At 71.8% G+C, this 14,686-nt stretch carries 15 protein-coding genes; 8 read left to right on the plus strand and 7 right to left on the minus strand.

The genetic code is table 11. The features are described from left to right. Window positions 1-14 precede the first annotated feature (14 nt). From ACFWFI_RS30705 to ACFWFI_RS30720, 4 genes are all read right to left on the minus strand, one after another. Window positions 15-437 carry an STAS domain-containing protein gene (locus tag ACFWFI_RS30705; protein WP_387396457.1) on the minus strand — a complete coding sequence of 141 codons (423 nt, stop codon included), beginning with the start codon at window positions 435-437 and terminating at the stop codon, window positions 15-17. Next, window positions 397-1,527 carry a cobalamin B12-binding domain-containing protein gene (locus tag ACFWFI_RS30710; RefSeq protein WP_387396459.1) on the minus strand — a complete coding sequence of 377 codons (1,131 nt, stop codon included), beginning with the start codon at window positions 1,525-1,527 and terminating at the stop codon, window positions 397-399. Before ACFWFI_RS30710 ends, ACFWFI_RS30705 begins: the two co-directional genes overlap by 41 nt. Then, on the minus strand, window positions 1,524-3,209 hold the full coding sequence (locus ACFWFI_RS30715; RefSeq protein WP_387396462.1) for a SpoIIE family protein phosphatase: 1,686 nt from the start codon (window positions 3,207-3,209) through the stop codon (window positions 1,524-1,526). Before ACFWFI_RS30715 ends, ACFWFI_RS30710 begins: the two co-directional genes overlap by 4 nt. 302 nt (window positions 3,210-3,511) lie before the next feature. After that, on the minus strand, window positions 3,512-5,014 hold the full coding sequence (locus ACFWFI_RS30720; protein ID WP_387396463.1) for a SulP family inorganic anion transporter: 1,503 nt from the start codon (window positions 5,012-5,014) through the stop codon (window positions 3,512-3,514). Between the two features lie 355 nt (window positions 5,015-5,369). Between ACFWFI_RS30720 and ACFWFI_RS30725 the strand changes: the two genes are divergently transcribed. Together ACFWFI_RS30725 and ACFWFI_RS30730 are read left to right on the plus strand one after the other, a co-directional pair. Then, window positions 5,370-5,789: a MerR family transcriptional regulator gene (locus ACFWFI_RS30725; protein WP_387396465.1), complete on the plus strand. Its 420-nt coding sequence runs from the start codon at window positions 5,370-5,372 to the stop codon at window positions 5,787-5,789. Between the two features lie 201 nt (window positions 5,790-5,990). Further along, on the plus strand, window positions 5,991-6,302 hold the full coding sequence (locus ACFWFI_RS30730) for a hypothetical protein (protein WP_387396467.1): 312 nt from the start codon (window positions 5,991-5,993) through the stop codon (window positions 6,300-6,302). Here ACFWFI_RS30730 and ACFWFI_RS30735 read toward each other — a convergent pair. Next, complete coding sequence (locus ACFWFI_RS30735; RefSeq protein WP_387396469.1) at window positions 6,235-6,807, minus strand: TIGR03086 family metal-binding protein; 573 nt, start codon at window positions 6,805-6,807, stop codon at window positions 6,235-6,237. The genes ACFWFI_RS30730 and ACFWFI_RS30735 overlap by 68 nt on opposite strands. Before the next feature lie 81 nt (window positions 6,808-6,888). Here ACFWFI_RS30735 and ACFWFI_RS30740 point away from each other — a divergent pair, with 81 nt between their 5' ends. Together ACFWFI_RS30740 and ACFWFI_RS30745 are read left to right on the plus strand one after the other, a co-directional pair. Beyond that, window positions 6,889-7,746 carry a DUF6597 domain-containing transcriptional factor gene (locus tag ACFWFI_RS30740; protein ID WP_387396471.1) on the plus strand — a complete coding sequence of 286 codons (858 nt, stop codon included), beginning with the start codon at window positions 6,889-6,891 and terminating at the stop codon, window positions 7,744-7,746. Between the two features lie 103 nt (window positions 7,747-7,849). After that, window positions 7,850-8,599 (plus strand): Mut7-C RNAse domain-containing protein, encoded by a 750-nt coding sequence (locus ACFWFI_RS30745; protein WP_387396473.1) that lies wholly within the window; start codon window positions 7,850-7,852, stop codon window positions 8,597-8,599. A 21-nt stretch (window positions 8,600-8,620) separates the two neighbouring features. On the opposite strand, the gene ACFWFI_RS30750 is transcribed toward ACFWFI_RS30745, so the two are convergent. Further along, window positions 8,621-9,196 carry a TetR/AcrR family transcriptional regulator gene (locus ACFWFI_RS30750; protein WP_387396475.1) on the minus strand — a complete coding sequence of 192 codons (576 nt, stop codon included), beginning with the start codon at window positions 9,194-9,196 and terminating at the stop codon, window positions 8,621-8,623. A gap of 85 nt (window positions 9,197-9,281) precedes the next feature. On the opposite strand from ACFWFI_RS30750, the gene ACFWFI_RS30755 reads away from it, so the two are divergent. Beyond that, the gene (locus tag ACFWFI_RS30755) at window positions 9,282-10,736 is read left to right on the plus strand and encodes an FAD-dependent oxidoreductase (protein ID WP_387396477.1); all 1,455 of its coding nucleotides are present in this window, start codon (window positions 9,282-9,284) and stop codon (window positions 10,734-10,736) included. Window positions 10,737-10,822: 86 nt separating this feature from the next. Here the strand turns inward: ACFWFI_RS30755 and ACFWFI_RS30760 are convergent, their stop codons facing one another. Continuing rightward, complete coding sequence (locus ACFWFI_RS30760; protein ID WP_387396479.1) at window positions 10,823-11,323, minus strand: hypothetical protein; 501 nt, start codon at window positions 11,321-11,323, stop codon at window positions 10,823-10,825. A gap of 195 nt (window positions 11,324-11,518) precedes the next feature. On the opposite strand from ACFWFI_RS30760, the gene ACFWFI_RS30765 reads away from it, so the two are divergent. From ACFWFI_RS30765 to ACFWFI_RS30775, 3 genes are all read left to right on the plus strand, one after another. After that, window positions 11,519-11,854, plus strand: a complete 336-nt coding sequence (locus ACFWFI_RS30765; protein WP_103760135.1) for a YnfA family protein — start codon at window positions 11,519-11,521, stop codon at window positions 11,852-11,854. Between the two features lie 62 nt (window positions 11,855-11,916). Further along, entirely contained in the window at window positions 11,917-12,675 is a 759-nt protein-coding gene (locus ACFWFI_RS30770; RefSeq protein WP_387396481.1) for an SDR family NAD(P)-dependent oxidoreductase, read from the plus strand. A gap of 316 nt (window positions 12,676-12,991) precedes the next feature. Then, on the plus strand, window positions 12,992-14,620 hold the full coding sequence (locus ACFWFI_RS30775) for an alpha/beta hydrolase (RefSeq protein WP_387396483.1): 1,629 nt from the start codon (window positions 12,992-12,994) through the stop codon (window positions 14,618-14,620). The last annotated feature ends 66 nt before the right edge of the window (window positions 14,621-14,686 follow it).

A 14,686-nucleotide genomic window follows, 5' to 3' on the forward strand; every position in this document is an offset into this window, starting at 1 on the left:
GACGTGACGTCACGTCAGCCGGAGGGGGCGGGCGGAGGAACGGTCCGGTACCGGTCGACGCCGGGCGGCGGGCCGTCCTGCGCCCGCTCGGCCTGCCGGCCGGCCCCGTCAAGGGCGAAGAGGTGCAGGATCCCGGTGACGTCCAGGATCCGGCGGAGGAAGGCGGGCGCGTTCTCCAGATGCAGCACGACACCGCCGGACGTCGTGCCGCGGTGGATCAGCAGAAGGCTTGAGACACCGCTCGAGTCGCACAGCCGCAGCCGTGAGCAGTCCAGGACGAGGTCGCGCAGGGCCGGGTCGGCGGCGAGGCAGGCCTGGGCACTCTCCACGAGCTGCTCACTGGTGTCGTAGTCCAGGTCGCCGACGAGACGCAGACGTACGGCACCCGGAGCGGCTTCAACTTCCAGGGTGAAGGGCGGACAGGGCAGATCGGTCATCCGAAGCTCCGGGGTTGTGGCCGGCGGGTGCCAGGAAGGCGTCCAGGACGGTGCGCGCCTCGTCGAGCAGCCGGGTGGATCGGGGGAAGTCCTTGAGCTCCGTCCCCAGGACGTCGAGGACCGGCCGCAGGGACGCGGCCGGAACCCGTCGGGCGTCGAGGATGCCCGCGGTCCACGTCAGAAAGCCGGTGAAGAGCTCGTCGTCGTCCATGTAGAGCGCCACGCCCAGGTACTCGACGATGTGGGCGATGTCCTGTGCCGTGTGCTCGCGTTGCTGCTCGGTGTAGGCCGCCGCCTCGGGGAATCGGCTCTCCAGCTTTGCCAGCACCTCCCGCACGAGCTGCGTCCTGCTGCGGACGACGAGGGTGTACTCCTGGTCGCCCAGGTGCGGCAGATCGTCTATCTGCTGCCTTCCGGCGGCCGGCACCGGCACCGGGATGCCGTCCGCGATGCGGCGCGCCGCGGAGCGTGCGTCGGGCGCCCAGGCGTCGGCACCCAGCCGGTGCGCGTACCGGCCTTCGGGCCCGAACGCCGCCCCGCCCGCCAGTACGGGCACTCCCACGGCCTGGCAGGCGGTGATGGCCGCGTGCGCGGTGGGCAGCCGGGTGGGGATCGAGGAGGACAGCGCGACCACGTCCGCACCGTTGTTGTGCAGGTGCCCGATGAGGTGGGGCGTGGGCACCTGGGCCCCGAGGAAGTCGACCTGCCACCCGCGCAGCGAGAGGACCTCGGCCAGCAGACGGGCCGGCAGCACGTGCCATTCCTGGTCCACGCAGGCCACGGTGACCCGGCCCAGCCGCGGCGTCGTGCGCACGGCCGGGTGGTGGGCGAGCGCGCCGATGACCCGCTCGGCGATGGCACTCGCCGCGTGTTCCTGAGCCACGCTGAGGCGGTTGGCCGCCCACTCGGTGCCGACCCGCGTCTGCACGGGAGCGATGACGTCCATCAGCACGGTCTCCGCGTCGATCCCGCCGTCCAGCGCGGTGAGGACGACCGCTGCGGCGGCGTGTTCGTCCCGGTCGGTCATCGCGGTCCACAACCGGTCCTGAAGGCCACGCACCTCGGGCGCGGCAAGGATGTCTGTGCTCATGTCGTGTACCTGCCCCGAGTGTGGCCGTTCACCGCGCTCAGATGGGTGGTCGGCGGAGCCGTGATCGCGACGAGCGCCATGTCGTCGCGACGGCCGTCGTGGAGCCACTGGGACGCGAGCATCTGCACACGCTCGACCACGGCCGTGCCCGGCATGCCCACGCACTCCCCCATGGCCCGCATCAGCCGCTCCTCCCCGAACAGTTCGTCGCCGAGGGGCCCGCCGCGGGCCTCGGTGACGCCGTCGGTGTAGAGCAGACACGTCTCACCCGGATGGAGGTCGGTCTCCACGGTGCGCGCCTCGATGTGGGGCAGCGCCCCGACCAGGGTCCCCCGGGTCTGGATCTCCTCCACCCGGCCGTCGTTGCGGATCACCAGGGGAGCGGGGTGGCCCGCTGACGTGAGGCGCAGGCGCACCCGGTTCTCCTCGCGCCGGACCGAAGCCAGCACCAGGGTCGCGAAGCGGGTGTGGTGCGAGTTGAGGAGCGCCCCGTTGAGGAGCCGCAGCATCCCTTCGTGGTCGTCCGCCATCGGCGTCAGCGCCTGGAGCGTGTTGCGGATCTTGCCGGTGAGCACCGCTGCGTCCAGGCCCTTTCCGCACACGTCACCGAGGACCGCCAGGGACGTGTCCTCGGGTGTGCTGCCCGGGTGTACGTCGTAGAAGTCGCCGCCCACCCGGTCCCGCGCGGCGGCGGGCTGGTAACCACCGGCGAACTCCACTCCGTTGACCCGGCCCAGCCGGGGCGGCAGCAGATCGCGCATGAGGGTCCGGGTTATGTCGCTCTGCTCCGCGTACAGCCGCGCGGCGGACAGGGCGGCACCGGCCCGCGCCGCGAACAGCCGGGCGAAGACCTCCTCGTTCTCGTTGAACTCGGTGGAATCCGTGCCGCGCAGCAGCACCAGGACGCCTGCCGGGACGCCGTGGCCCGGCAACGGGGTGACGGCGGCCGATCCGACGGTGCCGATGAATTCCTCAGGAATCAGCCAGTCCGGCAGTGACGCGGGGTCGATCCACCGGGACGGGACGGGCGGGAAGCCCTGCAGCGCCTCGCTCAGTCCGGGCACGAGGGCGGGGTCCGCCGTCACCGTGCCGCGGACCGCCGTCCGGCCCTCGACCGCGTACGCCATGGGCAGCTTCCGCCCTGCGGCGGGCACGATGACGACGGCCGCCTCGGCGAGGTACCGGGAGGCGAGTTGGGCGGTGACCTGCATGCAGCGGTCGGTGTTCAGCGACGCCAGAAGGACGTTCGAGGCTTCCGCCAGAAAGGCGGTGCGCTCCCGCTCCGTGGCCAGTTCCTCTTCTACGAGCCGCCTGTCGGTGTCGTCGACCAGCCACCAGACCACGTCGCCGTCCCCGTTGGGGGCCGGACGCGCCTCGAAGCTCCGCGCGCCGATCCGCCCGCGGAACACGGGGCGGCGCGGTTCGGAGGCCGGGTCGTCACCGGCCGGGCGAACGGTGGAGTTCACCGATCTCTCGTGAGCACGTGCCAGCCAGGGCGGCACCGTCCGCGACAGTGCGGCACCCGGGGCCGCGCCTTCCAGGAGCGAGGCGGCGGCCGCGTTGAAGTCGCTGACCCTTCCGTCCCTGTCGACGACGATCACGGCGTACGGGGCCGGGCCCCACAGGTCGGGCGTGGGCGGTTGCTGAGTTCTCGTTGCGATGGATTCCTTCGGAGGAGCCATGAGGGGGGACCCGCCTGGGGCGAGTCGCACCACCTTCCAACTGGACGAAAAGTACTTTCCCTTCGGCAACCATTGCCCAGCCGGGGCGCGGATGGCAACCCACCCACCTGCGCCGTGAAGGACGCGGAGCAGCGCGTGCATCGTCTCTGCCGGGTACCTTCACGGGAGGCACACAGGTCGCGCTGAATGCCTGATACGGTCCGCCCCGCTCCGGACGAGCCGGCCCGGCGCACCCCCCTCGGCGGGCCCCCGTGCGAGCTCCCCCGTTCCGCGAGGGCGCCCCGTCCAGGCCTCCGAGCGCCTCAGTTGCCACCGGCGAGCCGGCCGCTGAGGGCGCCGTGGAGGTCGGCGCTCCGCTCGTCGATACCGATGATCTCGACACTCTTCCCGCGCTGTTCGTACTTCGTGGTGATGGCGTCCAGCGTCGCGACGGCCGAGGCATCCCAGATGTGCGCCGCGGTCAGGTCGATGACGACCAGTCGGGGATCGGCGGCGTAGTCGAACCGCCCGACGAGGTCGTTGGACGAGGCGAAGAAGAGCTCCCCGAAGACGGAGTAGACGACCCGCTCCCCGTCCGGGTCGGTTACCGACGTGACATCGGCCACGTGGGCGACCCTCCTGGCGAAGATGACCATGGCGGTGACCGAGCCGACGACGACGCCCACGGCGAGGTTCTCGGTGGCGACGACGCAGACCACAGTGATCACCATGACCACGATCTCGCCGGCGGGCATCCGCCTCAGGGTCCCGGGCGCGATGGAGTGCCAGTCGAAGGTCGCGAAGCACACCATGACCATCACCGCGACGAGGGCCGCCATCGGGATCCGGGAGACGAGCGGCCCGAACGCGATGCACAGCACCATCAGGAAGACGCCCGCGAGGAACGTGGACAGCCGGGTGCGCGCGCCGGAGACCTTCACGTTGATCATGGTCTGGCCGATCATGGCGCAGCCGCCCATGCCGCCGAGGAAACCGGTCACGATGTTGGCGATGCCCTGGCCGATCGACTCACGGGTCTTGCTGGAGTGGGTGTCGGTGATCTCGTCGACCAGCTTGGCCGTCATCAGCGACTCCATCAGGCCGACCAGCGCCATGGCCAGCGCGTAGGGGGCGACGGTGGTGAGGGTGTCCAGGGTGAACGGCACGTCCGGCAGACCGGGCACCGGCAGCGACGAGGGCAGCTCGCCCTTGTCGCCGACCGTCGGTACCGCGATGCCCGCGGCGACGGTGATCGCGGTCAGGATGACGATGGAGACCAGCGGGGCCGGGACCGCCCGGGTGATCCTCGGGAACAGCACCATCAGGGTCAGCCCGCCGATGACCAGCGGATACACCGGCCAGGGGACGTCGCTCAGTTCGGGGATCTGGCCCATGAACACCAGGATCGCCAGCGCGTTGACGAAGCCGACCATCACACTGCGGGGCACGAACCGCATGAGCTTGGCGACACCGAGCGCGCCGAGGACGACCTGGAAGACCCCGCCCAGGATGACTCCCGCGATCAGGTATCCGAATCCGTGCTCCCTGTTGAGCGGGGCGATGACGAGGGCGACCGCGCCCGTCGCCGCGGAGATCATCGCGGGCCTGCCGCCGACGAGGGAGATGACGACGGCCATCGTGAAGGCGGCGAACAGACCGACGGCCGGGTCGACCCCGGCGATGATCGAGAACGAGATCGCCTCGGGGATCAGCGCCAGCCCCACGACGAGACCGGCCAGGGCCTCCGTACGGAAGACCTTCGGGGACAGCCAGGACGGCCGGAAACCGCGCAGCCGGCCGGCCTGGGAGAGTACGGATGAGGACAAGGGAGGCGTGACCTGTCGTTGCTCGGGCATCCCCCGGCGGACCGGGGCGTGCAAAGGACGCGGAGGCCGGAGGGCGTCCCGCGGATCGTCCGCGACGGCGGACGGAAGCATGGGGGCGGACGGACGGAAGCATGGGGCGCACAGCTGCCGTCGGGGATCGCGGTGAGCGGCTGCGAGGATCACACGCGCTCCACCGGACACCGGACCGCGCCGGGATCCGGATCGCATCGCGCGCCGGACCGCGCCGGAGGCGTCGTCGGCCCCGGGCAACTGACATCGAGCAACTCTACCCTGACGTTAGGGTAGAGATGGGAACGCCGTCCTCCCGTGGTCACGGCGGGAGTCGAGAGGACACATGCGCACCGTGAGCAGCGAACACATGCAGATCGGCGAGGTCGCCGCGCGCACCGAGCTGTCGCTGCGCACGATCCGGCATTACGAGGAGACCGGGCTCGTGACTCCCTCGGCCCGCTCCCGCGGCGGGTTCCGGCTGTACACCGAGGCCGATGTGGCACGGCTGATGGTCATCCGCCGGATGAAGCCACTCGGCTTCACCCTGGACGAGATGCGGGACCTGCTGGGAGCGCTCGACCGCCTCGACGACGGCGAGGAGCCGGCGCCGGGCGAGCGCGACGAACTCCTGGACAGGGTCCGCGCGTACGAGCGGTCCGCGGCCGAGCAGGTCGCGAAACTGCGGGTCCAGCTGGCGCGGGCGGAGGAGTTCGCCCTGACCCTGCGCACACGCCTGGACCGGAGCGTGCCGCCGGAGGCGTGACCCCCGGGGCGCTCTCGCCCGCCGGAAGCCTGCCCCCGGGGTGCACTCCCGCCCTGCTGCGGGAAGCGTGACCCCCGCGTTCGGTCCGCTGCGGGGGAGCGGAGGGGCCCCCTTCGGCCATTCATTGGCCGAAGAGTGATCTTCAGTCGCACCGCCGGGTCTGCCGATGCAAGGAGCACGACTCCCGAGGAGGCCCCCTGCATGGATGACCTGCTGCTGACTCTGACCGTCCCGGCAGTGGTCGTCGCGAGCGGGGTGTACGCCGTCTGCGACTGCCGGCGGCAGCGTCGGCACCCCCCGTCGCCGTACACGCGCCGGGCCGCCCGTCTCGCCTCACGCGAGGCGCTGCTCCTGGCCGAGGCCGTCATCGACAGCGCGTACGCCGCCCTAGGCAGGCTCTACACCGACCCGGCCACCCCGCATCCGGCCGGGCACACGCCCGCCGTCAGCGGCCGGACGGACGCCAGCCCGGATCACGGCCCGTCACAGCCAGCACCCGCTCGAAGGCCGTAGCCCCGGGCGGTGCGGGGAACGGCTCGCCGAACACCTTCATCTCCCGGGCCTGCGGGGCCATCGCGGCCAGCCCCGGCTCCAGTTCCGCCACCACGGCTGGGTCCGGCTCGAAGTCCTGGCCCGTCGCCCGGGCCAGGTCCCAGGCATGCACGGTCAGATCCCCCAGCACCATGAGCCCCACCGTTCTGGCCGGGATCCCCATGCTTCCGGGTGCCCCTTCCTCCGCACCAGGCTCGGCCCAGGCCTTCACCAGCAGCGCCGTCTCGTCGTCGAACCGGCCGCGCCAGTCCCCCGTGACGACGTCATCCGTCCGGCTGAAGTCGGTGGATCCCTTGACCGCCAGGGCCTGGAAATTCCCGATCACGAGGAAGAGGTGGTTCAGCAGGGCCCGGACGTCGTACTCACTGCACGGTGTACCGACGGCCAGCTGGGCGTCGTCGATTCCCCGCACGACGGGGACCGCCTGCGTGGCGGCTCCTTCAAGAAGTTCGCTGATCGTCTTCATGCTTCCGACGATGCACCCTGCCGGACACGACGTCTTGAAGAAACACGACAGGGCGGCCCGCGTGCGACCTAGGATCCGACCATGAGCGGACCCCGACGGGAGACGCGGGGCATCGTCGACGCCCCGGAGCTGTTCACCCGCGTCCACTTCCGCCTCCGTGACCCCGCCCCCGACCTGCGGCCCCATCTGGAGCACTACTGGCTGATCGACTGGGACCTCTCGGAGCCGTACACCTCGCAGGTGGTGCCGCACCCGAGCGTCCACCTGGTCTTCCAGCGCATCGAGTCGGGCAGCGAGGCGGAGCGGGCCGGCTTCGCCGAGGTCTACGGCATCGTGCAGGGCCTGTTCAGCCAGCGGCTGGAGGGCAGGGGGCGGGTGTGCGGCGTGAAGTTCCGCCCCGGCGCCTTCCGGCCGTTCGCTCCCGGGCGGCCCGTCTCGGAGTGGACCGGGCGCCGGGTCCCCGCCGACGAGGCGCTCACCGCCCCCGAGCACGGACCTTCCGCCCCCGAGCACGAACCTTCCGCCTCCGCGACGGCGCCGGCCGTGCTCGATCCCGCCGACGAGGACGCCCGGGTCGCGGCACTGGACTCGTATCTGCTCCCTCTCCTTCCCTCGCCGGACCCGCAGGCGGAGCTCGCGACGGAGCTCGCCGAGCTCGTGCGCACGGACCGCTCGCTGCTCCGGGTCGACGCCCTGGCCCGCGCGGGAGGACTCTCCGTGCGCTCGCTGCAACGACTGTTCTCCACCTATGTGGGGGTCGGGCCCAAGTGGGTCATCCTCCGCCACCGCATCCACGAGGCGCTGCAGCGCGCCGGGACGGACCCCGAGCCCGACTGGGCGGGACTCGCCGCCGATCTCGGCTACAGCGACCAGGCGCACCTGGTCAGGGACTTCACGGCCACGGTGGGTGTCCCCCCGACGGCCTTCGCGCAGCACTGACACGTCCGTCGTGGGTGCGGCGTCCCAGGGGCGACGCGTACGACGCCCTGCCCCGGTCGGAAACCTCTCGCTGCCGCGCCCCGCGCAATGGCATCCTGACCAGGTGAACGGACCCGAGATCACCCTCGAAGTAGCCCCCGAACTGCGGCTCTTCGTCGCCCACGACCGCCGCCGTGGACGCACGGCCGTCACCACCGACGGCTCGTCGACCCTCGGGCACGTCGTGGAGTCCCTCGGCATCCCGCTCACCGAGGCCGGACAGCTCCTCGTCGACGGCCGCCCCGTGCCCGTGTCACACATCCCCGGCGCGGGCGAACTGGTCGAGGTGCGGGCGGTGCAACGCCCGCAGCGGGTCCCCGGCGCACCACTGCGCTTCCTGCTCGACGTCCATCTGGGCACACTCGCCCGGCGGTTGCGGCTCCTGGGCGTGGACGCCGCCTACGAGAGCGAGGACATCGGTGACCCGGCGCTGGCCTCCCTCTCGGCGGAGCAACGACGCGTCATGCTCTCCCGCGACCGGGGGCTGCTCCGGCGCAGGGAGATCTGGGCGGGTGCGTACGTCTACAGCGACCGGCCCGAGGAGCAGCTCCGCGACGTCCTGGGCCGCTTCGCCCCCGTGCTCGCGCCGTGGACACGCTGCTCCGCCTGCAACGGGGAGCTCGCGGAGGCCGACAAGGACTCCGTGAGCCCCCACCTGGAACAAGGCACACAGGCGTCCTACGACGTGTTCGCGCAGTGCACCGCTTGTGGGCGGGTGTACTGGCGGGGGGCCCACCACGCCCGCCTGGAAGCCATCGTGGCGGACGCCGTACGCGAATTCGGCGGGACGGGGAGCCAGGCGCCGACGGCCTGAGGGGCGGCGGGCACCCCGTCCTCAGGGCTGCTCGGCCGTCAGATAGCGCTGGACCGTGGGCGCGAGCCAGCTGATGATCTCCTCCCGGGACATCGCGACGGCCGGCTCGATGCGCAGGACGTACCGCGCGAGCGCCATACCCAGGATCTGCGAGGAGACGAGCGCCGCACGACGCGGGGCATCGGCGGGATCGGGACAGACGCCGGCGGCGACCGGCCCCAGCTGCTCGGCGAAGACGGCACGCATCCGCTCGGCCCCCGCTTCGTTGGTGACGCCGACCCTGAGCAGGCCGGTCAGCACGTCGTCCTGCTCCCAGCGGTCCAGGAAGTGCCCGACGAGCACCGCACCGACGTGCTTGCCGGGCAGCGCACCCAGGCCGGGGAGCCGCAGGTCGATCGCGGACGCGGCGGCGAACAGCCCCTCCTTGGAGCCGTAGTAGCGCATCACCATGGACGGGTCGATACGCGCGTCACGGGCGATGGCCCTGATGGTGGCGCGCTCGTAGCCGTCGGCGGCGAACCGCTCACGGGCGGCTTCGAGGATCGCCGCCTTGGTGGCGTCCGAACGGCGTGGGGCGGAGGGGGCGTGCGCTGTCATGCCAACGATCGTAGGCCAACAGGCGTTGACAAGCCAGGGCCACCCTCCTACTGTTGCCAACAAGCGTTGACCAACAAGCGTTGGCATGAGCCATTCGGAGGCCGTCATGACCGGCACGTCCAGCACCGGATCCAGCTACTCCGACCCCACTGACGTCTTGGTCGTGGGCGCGGGTCCCACCGGCATGCTCCTGGCGGGCGACCTCGCCGCCCAGGGCCTGTCGGTCACCCTCGTCGAGCGCCGGCCGCGTGAGGCGGGCAATCCGACCCGCGCCTTCGCCGTGCACGCCAGGACCCTGGAGCTGCTCGACACACGGGGGCTCGCCGACGCACTGATCGCGACCGGCACGCCCCTCACCCGGATGCGGCTCTTCGGCCGGCTCTCGCTCGACCTCGCCCGGCTGCGGAGCCGCTTCCCCTTCCTCCTCATCACCCCGCAGTACGAGGTCGAGCAGCTGCTGAGGGACCGCGCGCTCAAGGCGGGCGTGGACTTCCGGTACGGGACGGAGCTGCTCGGCCTGAGCCAGTCCGCCGCCGGCGACACGGTCACCGCCGAGATACGCGGCGCCGACGGGGCCCGCTCGACCGTGGAGGCCCGGTACCTCGTGGGAACGGACGGAGTGCGCAGCTCCGTTCGCCAGGCCCTCGGCCTGCCCTTCCCCGGTGAGGCCGTGATCAGGTCCATCGTCCTGGCCGATGTCCGGCTCAAGGAGGCACCCTCCGGGCTACTCACGGTCAACGGCTCGGGCGACGCCTTCGCCTTCATCGCCCCCTTCGGGGACGGCTGGTACCGCGTCATGGGCTGGAACCGCACCCACCAGGCCGACGACAGCGACCCCGTGGAGCTCGAAGAGCTGCGCGAGATCGCCCGTGTCGCACTCGGCACCGACTACGGGATGCACGACGCCCGTTGGGTCTCACGCTTCCACAGCGACGAACGCCAGGTGCCCGCCTACCGCACCGGCCGGGTCTTCCTCGCCGGAGACGCCGCCCATGTCCACTCCCCGGCGGGCGGCCAGGGCATGAACACCGGTCTCCAGGACGCGGCGAACCTCTCCTGGAAGCTCGCGGCCGTCCTGCGTGGGCATTCCGCCGACCCCGGAGCACTGCTCGACAGCTACCACGCCGAGAGGCATCCGGTCGGCTCCCAGGTCCTGCGTGCCAGCGGTGCGATCGTCCGCCTCGCCATGGCCAGGACCCCGTTGCAGCGGCTCGCGCGGACCGCCCTCACCCACGCGCTGTCCGCCGTGCGGCCGGCCTCGGACAAGGTCATCGGAAGGATCTCCGGCGTCGGGATCTCCTACGCCGCGCCGAAGGGCAGCCACCGCCTCACGGGCACCCGTGCCCCCGACCTCCGGCTCGCCGAAGGGCGCCTGCTGGAGCTCCTTCGCGACGGCTCCTTCGTCCTGGTCACACCGCCGGACGCCCCCACCGGCGCAGGACCGGCCCCACTCGTCCACGCGCATTGGACGGACAGCCGCACGACCACCCTGCTCATCCGCCCCGACGGATACATCGCCTGGGCGAGCGAGCACCGCTAGCCCGAAGACCTGCGACGGGCCCTCGGCCGATGACCGCCCGACGACGGTCCGGCTCAGGGCGCTCAAGGCGGTCCGGTTCCGCGGACTCAGAAGGCGTACGCGTCATTCGTGGAAAGGACCAGCACCTCATGCGTGTCGTTCCGCCGGTTCCGGTCGCTCGCGCCGCCGTTCCACACGGTGTCCACCCTCACCACGACCTCGGCCGGCCGGCCCGTGAAGCGCAGACCCAGGGCGGTGCGGCGCGCCTCCCCGGCCACGCGCAGCGGACCGGTCCCGCACAGCACCGTCCGGCTGCTGCTGCGCAGGCAGCCTTCGGGCAACCGCTGCCGGGCCGCGAGCGGCACGGAGAAGCGCAGCCGCACGGTCGCGTCGGCGAGCGGAGACGGCCCCCGGTTCCCTGTCCGCAGCTGGACGCCCATCCGCTCCTCCTGGAGCGAGACGCGGCCATGGTGGGCCACGTCCGCCTCCGGCGCAATCCCTCGCGGTGCCGGCTCGGCCACGGCGGACAGTCCCGGGCCCAGCACCACAGCCGCCGCCATCGCCGCCACGGCGGGCACCTTCAGCACTGCTCTACGCGTCACTCGCATGCGCCGAACATACCGATAGGTCACAATCATCCCTATTTAAGGACCGGTTCGCCGCGCATCCCCCACTCGCACGGCCCACCGTCAGCACCTGGCCCACACGCCCGCAGGTCCACACGCCCAGGCGCCCACGCACCCAGGCTCATGCGTACGCTCCCGCCGATCGGTTCCTCCGCGCCGCGTGCCAGGCTGGGCTCCATGCTCGTAGCCCGTTCCGTCGCACTCTTCGTCGTAGCCGCGCTCTTCGAGATCGGGGGCGCCTGGCTCGTCTGGCAGGGCGTGCGCGAGCACCGCGGCTGGATCTGGATCGGCGCGGGCGTCATCGCCCTCGGTGCGTACGGGTTCGTGGCCACACTCCAGCCGGACGGTGACTTCGGCCGCATCCTCGCGGCGTACGGCGGGGTGTTCGTCGCCGGTTCGATCGCCTGGGGCATGGTCGCCGACGGCTACCGCCCGGACCGCTGGGACGTGACCGGCGCACTGATCTGCCTGGCCGGCATGGCGTTGATCATGTACGCCCCCCGCGACCACTGAACTCGCACCAGGCGCGCCCGCCTATCCTGGCCCCGTACCGATCAGCTGTCCGAGGAGTTCGCATGGCCGCCACCCCCATCGCCGTCATCACCGGCGCGAGCAGCGGCATCGGTGCCGCGACCGCCAGGCAGCTGGCCGCCGCCGGATACCGCGTGGTGCTCACCGCACGCCGCAAGGACCGCATAGAGGCACTGGAGGCCGAGCTCACCGAGGCGGGACACCAGGCGACGGCGTACGCCCTGGACGTCACCGACCGTGCGGCGGTCGACGAATTCGCCACCGCCTTCCGGTCCCTGGCCGTCCTGGTCAACAACGCCGGCGGGGCACTGGGCGCCGATCCGGTCGCCACGGGCGATCCGGCCGACTGGCGCCAGATGTACGAGACCAACGTCATCGGCACGCTCAATGTCACCCAGGCCCTGCTCCCCGCCCTCACCGAGAGCGGGGACGGCACCATCGTGATCCTCTCCTCGACGGCGGGCCACTCCACGTACGAGGGCGGTGGCGGTTACGTCGCCGCCAAGCACGGCGAGCACGTGCTGGCGGAAACCCTCCGTCTGGAGATCGTCGGCACCCCGGTCCGCGTGATCGAGGTCGCGCCCGGCATGGTCAAGACCGAGGAGTTCGCCACCACCCGCTTCCGCGGCGACACGGAGAAGGCCGCCAAGGTCTACGCGGGCGTCGACGCCCCGCTCTCCGCCGACGACGTGGCCGACACGATCACCTGGGCCGTCACCCGCCCCAGCCACGTCAACATCGACCTCCTGGTGGTCCGCCCCCGCGCCCAGGCCTCCAACTCCAAGGTCCACCGCACACTCTGAAGGCTGAAGGCTGAAGGCTGACGGCTGAGCGAGCCCCGGATCCCCACCACGGGGGGCCGGGGCTCGCGCGCGTGCGGATTCGGCGGTCCGGGCGACCCTCTCCAGGGCGGCCGAGCCGGCTCCCAGGAAGACCCCGAAACGGCCCCGGACTCCCCGGCGTCGGGCGCGCACGTAGCCGGGACGCGGGAGATCGGCCATTCGGCTGCGGTTGCCTCGCGCGCGGTACCGGACCGCGGTGTTGTTGACACGGATGCGTGCCGGGGTCCAGGTCTCGTCGGCGGTCCCGGGCGCTCAGTCACCAGAGAGAGGCCGGAGCATGCCTGCACACCCCCTGCGCGCATTCATATCGGGTCGGCGACGTCACGCCGCCGTCGTCGCCGCGGTGATGTCCTGCTCGACCGTACTGACCGGGCAGGACCCCGTCGCCGCCGGCGGTGCGCCCACACCTTCGGTACCCGCCCCGCAGCTGGACTGGAGACCCTGCGTCCAGGACAGTCCGTTCGACTGCGCGACCGCGAAGGTGCCGCTGGACTACAAGAACCCCGGTGGTCGCACCATCGAGCTGGCCGTCGTCAGACGGAAGGCGACCGGCCCCGGACGGCGCGTCGGCACCCTGTTCTTCAACCCCGGCGGCCCCGGCGGGCCCGGGACGGTTCAGATGCCCCAGAACTACGAGTTCTTCCCGCGCGAGGTGCGGGAGCGGTTCGACATCGTCAGCTGGGATCCCCGCGGAATCGGCAGCAGCACCGCGGTGAACTGCTTCGCGAGTCCCCAGGAGGCCGCCGACTGGAACGCGAGCAAAGCGGCGGGCTTCCCGGTGGGCGAGAAGGAGCGGACGGACTTCATCGCCGCGTACAAGGACCTGGTCCAGCGCTGCCGGCAGAAGGACCCCGAGCTCCTGAGCCATGTGTCGACCGCCGACACCGCCCGTGACCTGGACCAGCTCCGCCGGTCGGTGGGGGAGCCGCAGCTCAACTACTACGGGATCTCCTACGGCACGATCCTGGGCGCCACCTACGCCAATCTCTTCCCCGGCAAGGTCCGGGCCATGACCCTCGACAGCAACATCGGCCCCCAGGCCTGGACGAACCACGCGTCCGACGACGCCCGGCTCACGACGTTCCTGCGCGTCGGATCGGACCGCAGCGCGGCAGCGACCCTGGACAAGTTCCTCGACCTGTGCGGTTCCACCACCACCGCCCGCTGCGCCTTCTCCGCCGGTACTCCGAAAGCCACCCGGGACAAGTTCGACGAGCTGACACAGCGGCTCCGGAAGAAGCCCGTGGACACGTGGACCTACGCCCGTACGGTCGCCGACGCGGTGAACGGCCTCTACCTCGTCAGCGGGTGGGCCGACCTCGCCGGCCGGCTGGAGGCTCTGTGGCAGGGCCGCGCCCCGGAGCCGGCCCCCTTCCCGCCCGCACCGCCGGTCCCGGATCCGAATCCGTACCTGGGTGAGGAACAGGCCGCCGCGGTGCTCTGCGGCGACAGCCCCAATCCGCGTGACCCCGGTGTCTACCACGCCCTGGAGGAAGCCTCCGCCGCCCGTGCGGGCGACGCCGGACGCTTCTGGACCTGGGCGGCCGCGGGGTGCGCCACCTGGCCCGCCTCCCCCGGCCGCTACACCGGACCCTGGAACAAGCAGACCGCGAACCCCGTCCTGGTGGTCGGCACCGCCTACGACCCCTCCACCGCCTACCCGAACTCGCGGGCCATGGCCGAAGAGCTGGCCGACGCCCGCCTGCTCACCAACGAGGGGTACGGACACACCGCGCTGCTGAACCCCAGCACCTGCGTCCAGGACCACGAGAGCCGCTACTTCGTCGACGGCACGCTTCCGCCGGCCGGAACGACGTGCCGTCAGGACACGCCGCCCTTCTCCGCCCCCAAGCCGAGCGGCCCGGTCGCCACCGGCGGCGGCGCAATGGCCGCCACCGTGTCCTGAACCCGCTCTGCCAGAACCCGCTCTGCCTGAACCCGCTCGCCCTGCGCACAGCGACAGGCCCCGGAC

This window comes from Streptomyces sp. NPDC060209 (assembly GCF_042728155.1).
In the GTDB taxonomy this organism is placed as follows: Bacteria; Actinomycetota; Actinomycetes; order Streptomycetales; family Streptomycetaceae; genus Streptomyces.

Coding starts and splice junctions, on each gene's coding strand:
- ACFWFI_RS30705 (WP_387396457.1), bottom strand. CDS start 437: ATGACCGATCTGCCCTGTCCGCCCTTCACCCTGGAAGTTGAAGCCGCT.
- ACFWFI_RS30710 (WP_387396459.1), bottom strand. CDS start 1,527: ATGAGCACAGACATCCTTGCCGCGCCCGAGGTGCGTGGCCTTCAGGAC.
- ACFWFI_RS30715 (WP_387396462.1), bottom strand. CDS start 3,209: ATGGCTCCTCCGAAGGAATCCATCGCAACGAGAACTCAGCAACCGCCC.
- ACFWFI_RS30725 (WP_387396465.1), top strand. CDS start 5,370: ATGCGCACCGTGAGCAGCGAACACATGCAGATCGGCGAGGTCGCCGCG.
- ACFWFI_RS30730 (WP_387396467.1), top strand. CDS start 5,991: ATGGATGACCTGCTGCTGACTCTGACCGTCCCGGCAGTGGTCGTCGCG.
- ACFWFI_RS30735 (WP_387396469.1), bottom strand. CDS start 6,807: ATGAAGACGATCAGCGAACTTCTTGAAGGAGCCGCCACGCAGGCGGTC.
- ACFWFI_RS30740 (WP_387396471.1), top strand. CDS start 6,889: ATGAGCGGACCCCGACGGGAGACGCGGGGCATCGTCGACGCCCCGGAG.
- ACFWFI_RS30750 (WP_387396475.1), bottom strand. CDS start 9,196: ATGACAGCGCACGCCCCCTCCGCCCCACGCCGTTCGGACGCCACCAAG.
- ACFWFI_RS30755 (WP_387396477.1), top strand. CDS start 9,282: ATGAGCCATTCGGAGGCCGTCATGACCGGCACGTCCAGCACCGGATCC.
- ACFWFI_RS30760 (WP_387396479.1), bottom strand. CDS start 11,323: ATGCGAGTGACGCGTAGAGCAGTGCTGAAGGTGCCCGCCGTGGCGGCG.
- ACFWFI_RS30765 (WP_103760135.1), top strand. CDS start 11,519: ATGCTCGTAGCCCGTTCCGTCGCACTCTTCGTCGTAGCCGCGCTCTTC.
- ACFWFI_RS30770 (WP_387396481.1), top strand. CDS start 11,917: ATGGCCGCCACCCCCATCGCCGTCATCACCGGCGCGAGCAGCGGCATC.
- ACFWFI_RS30775 (WP_387396483.1), top strand. CDS start 12,992: ATGCCTGCACACCCCCTGCGCGCATTCATATCGGGTCGGCGACGTCAC.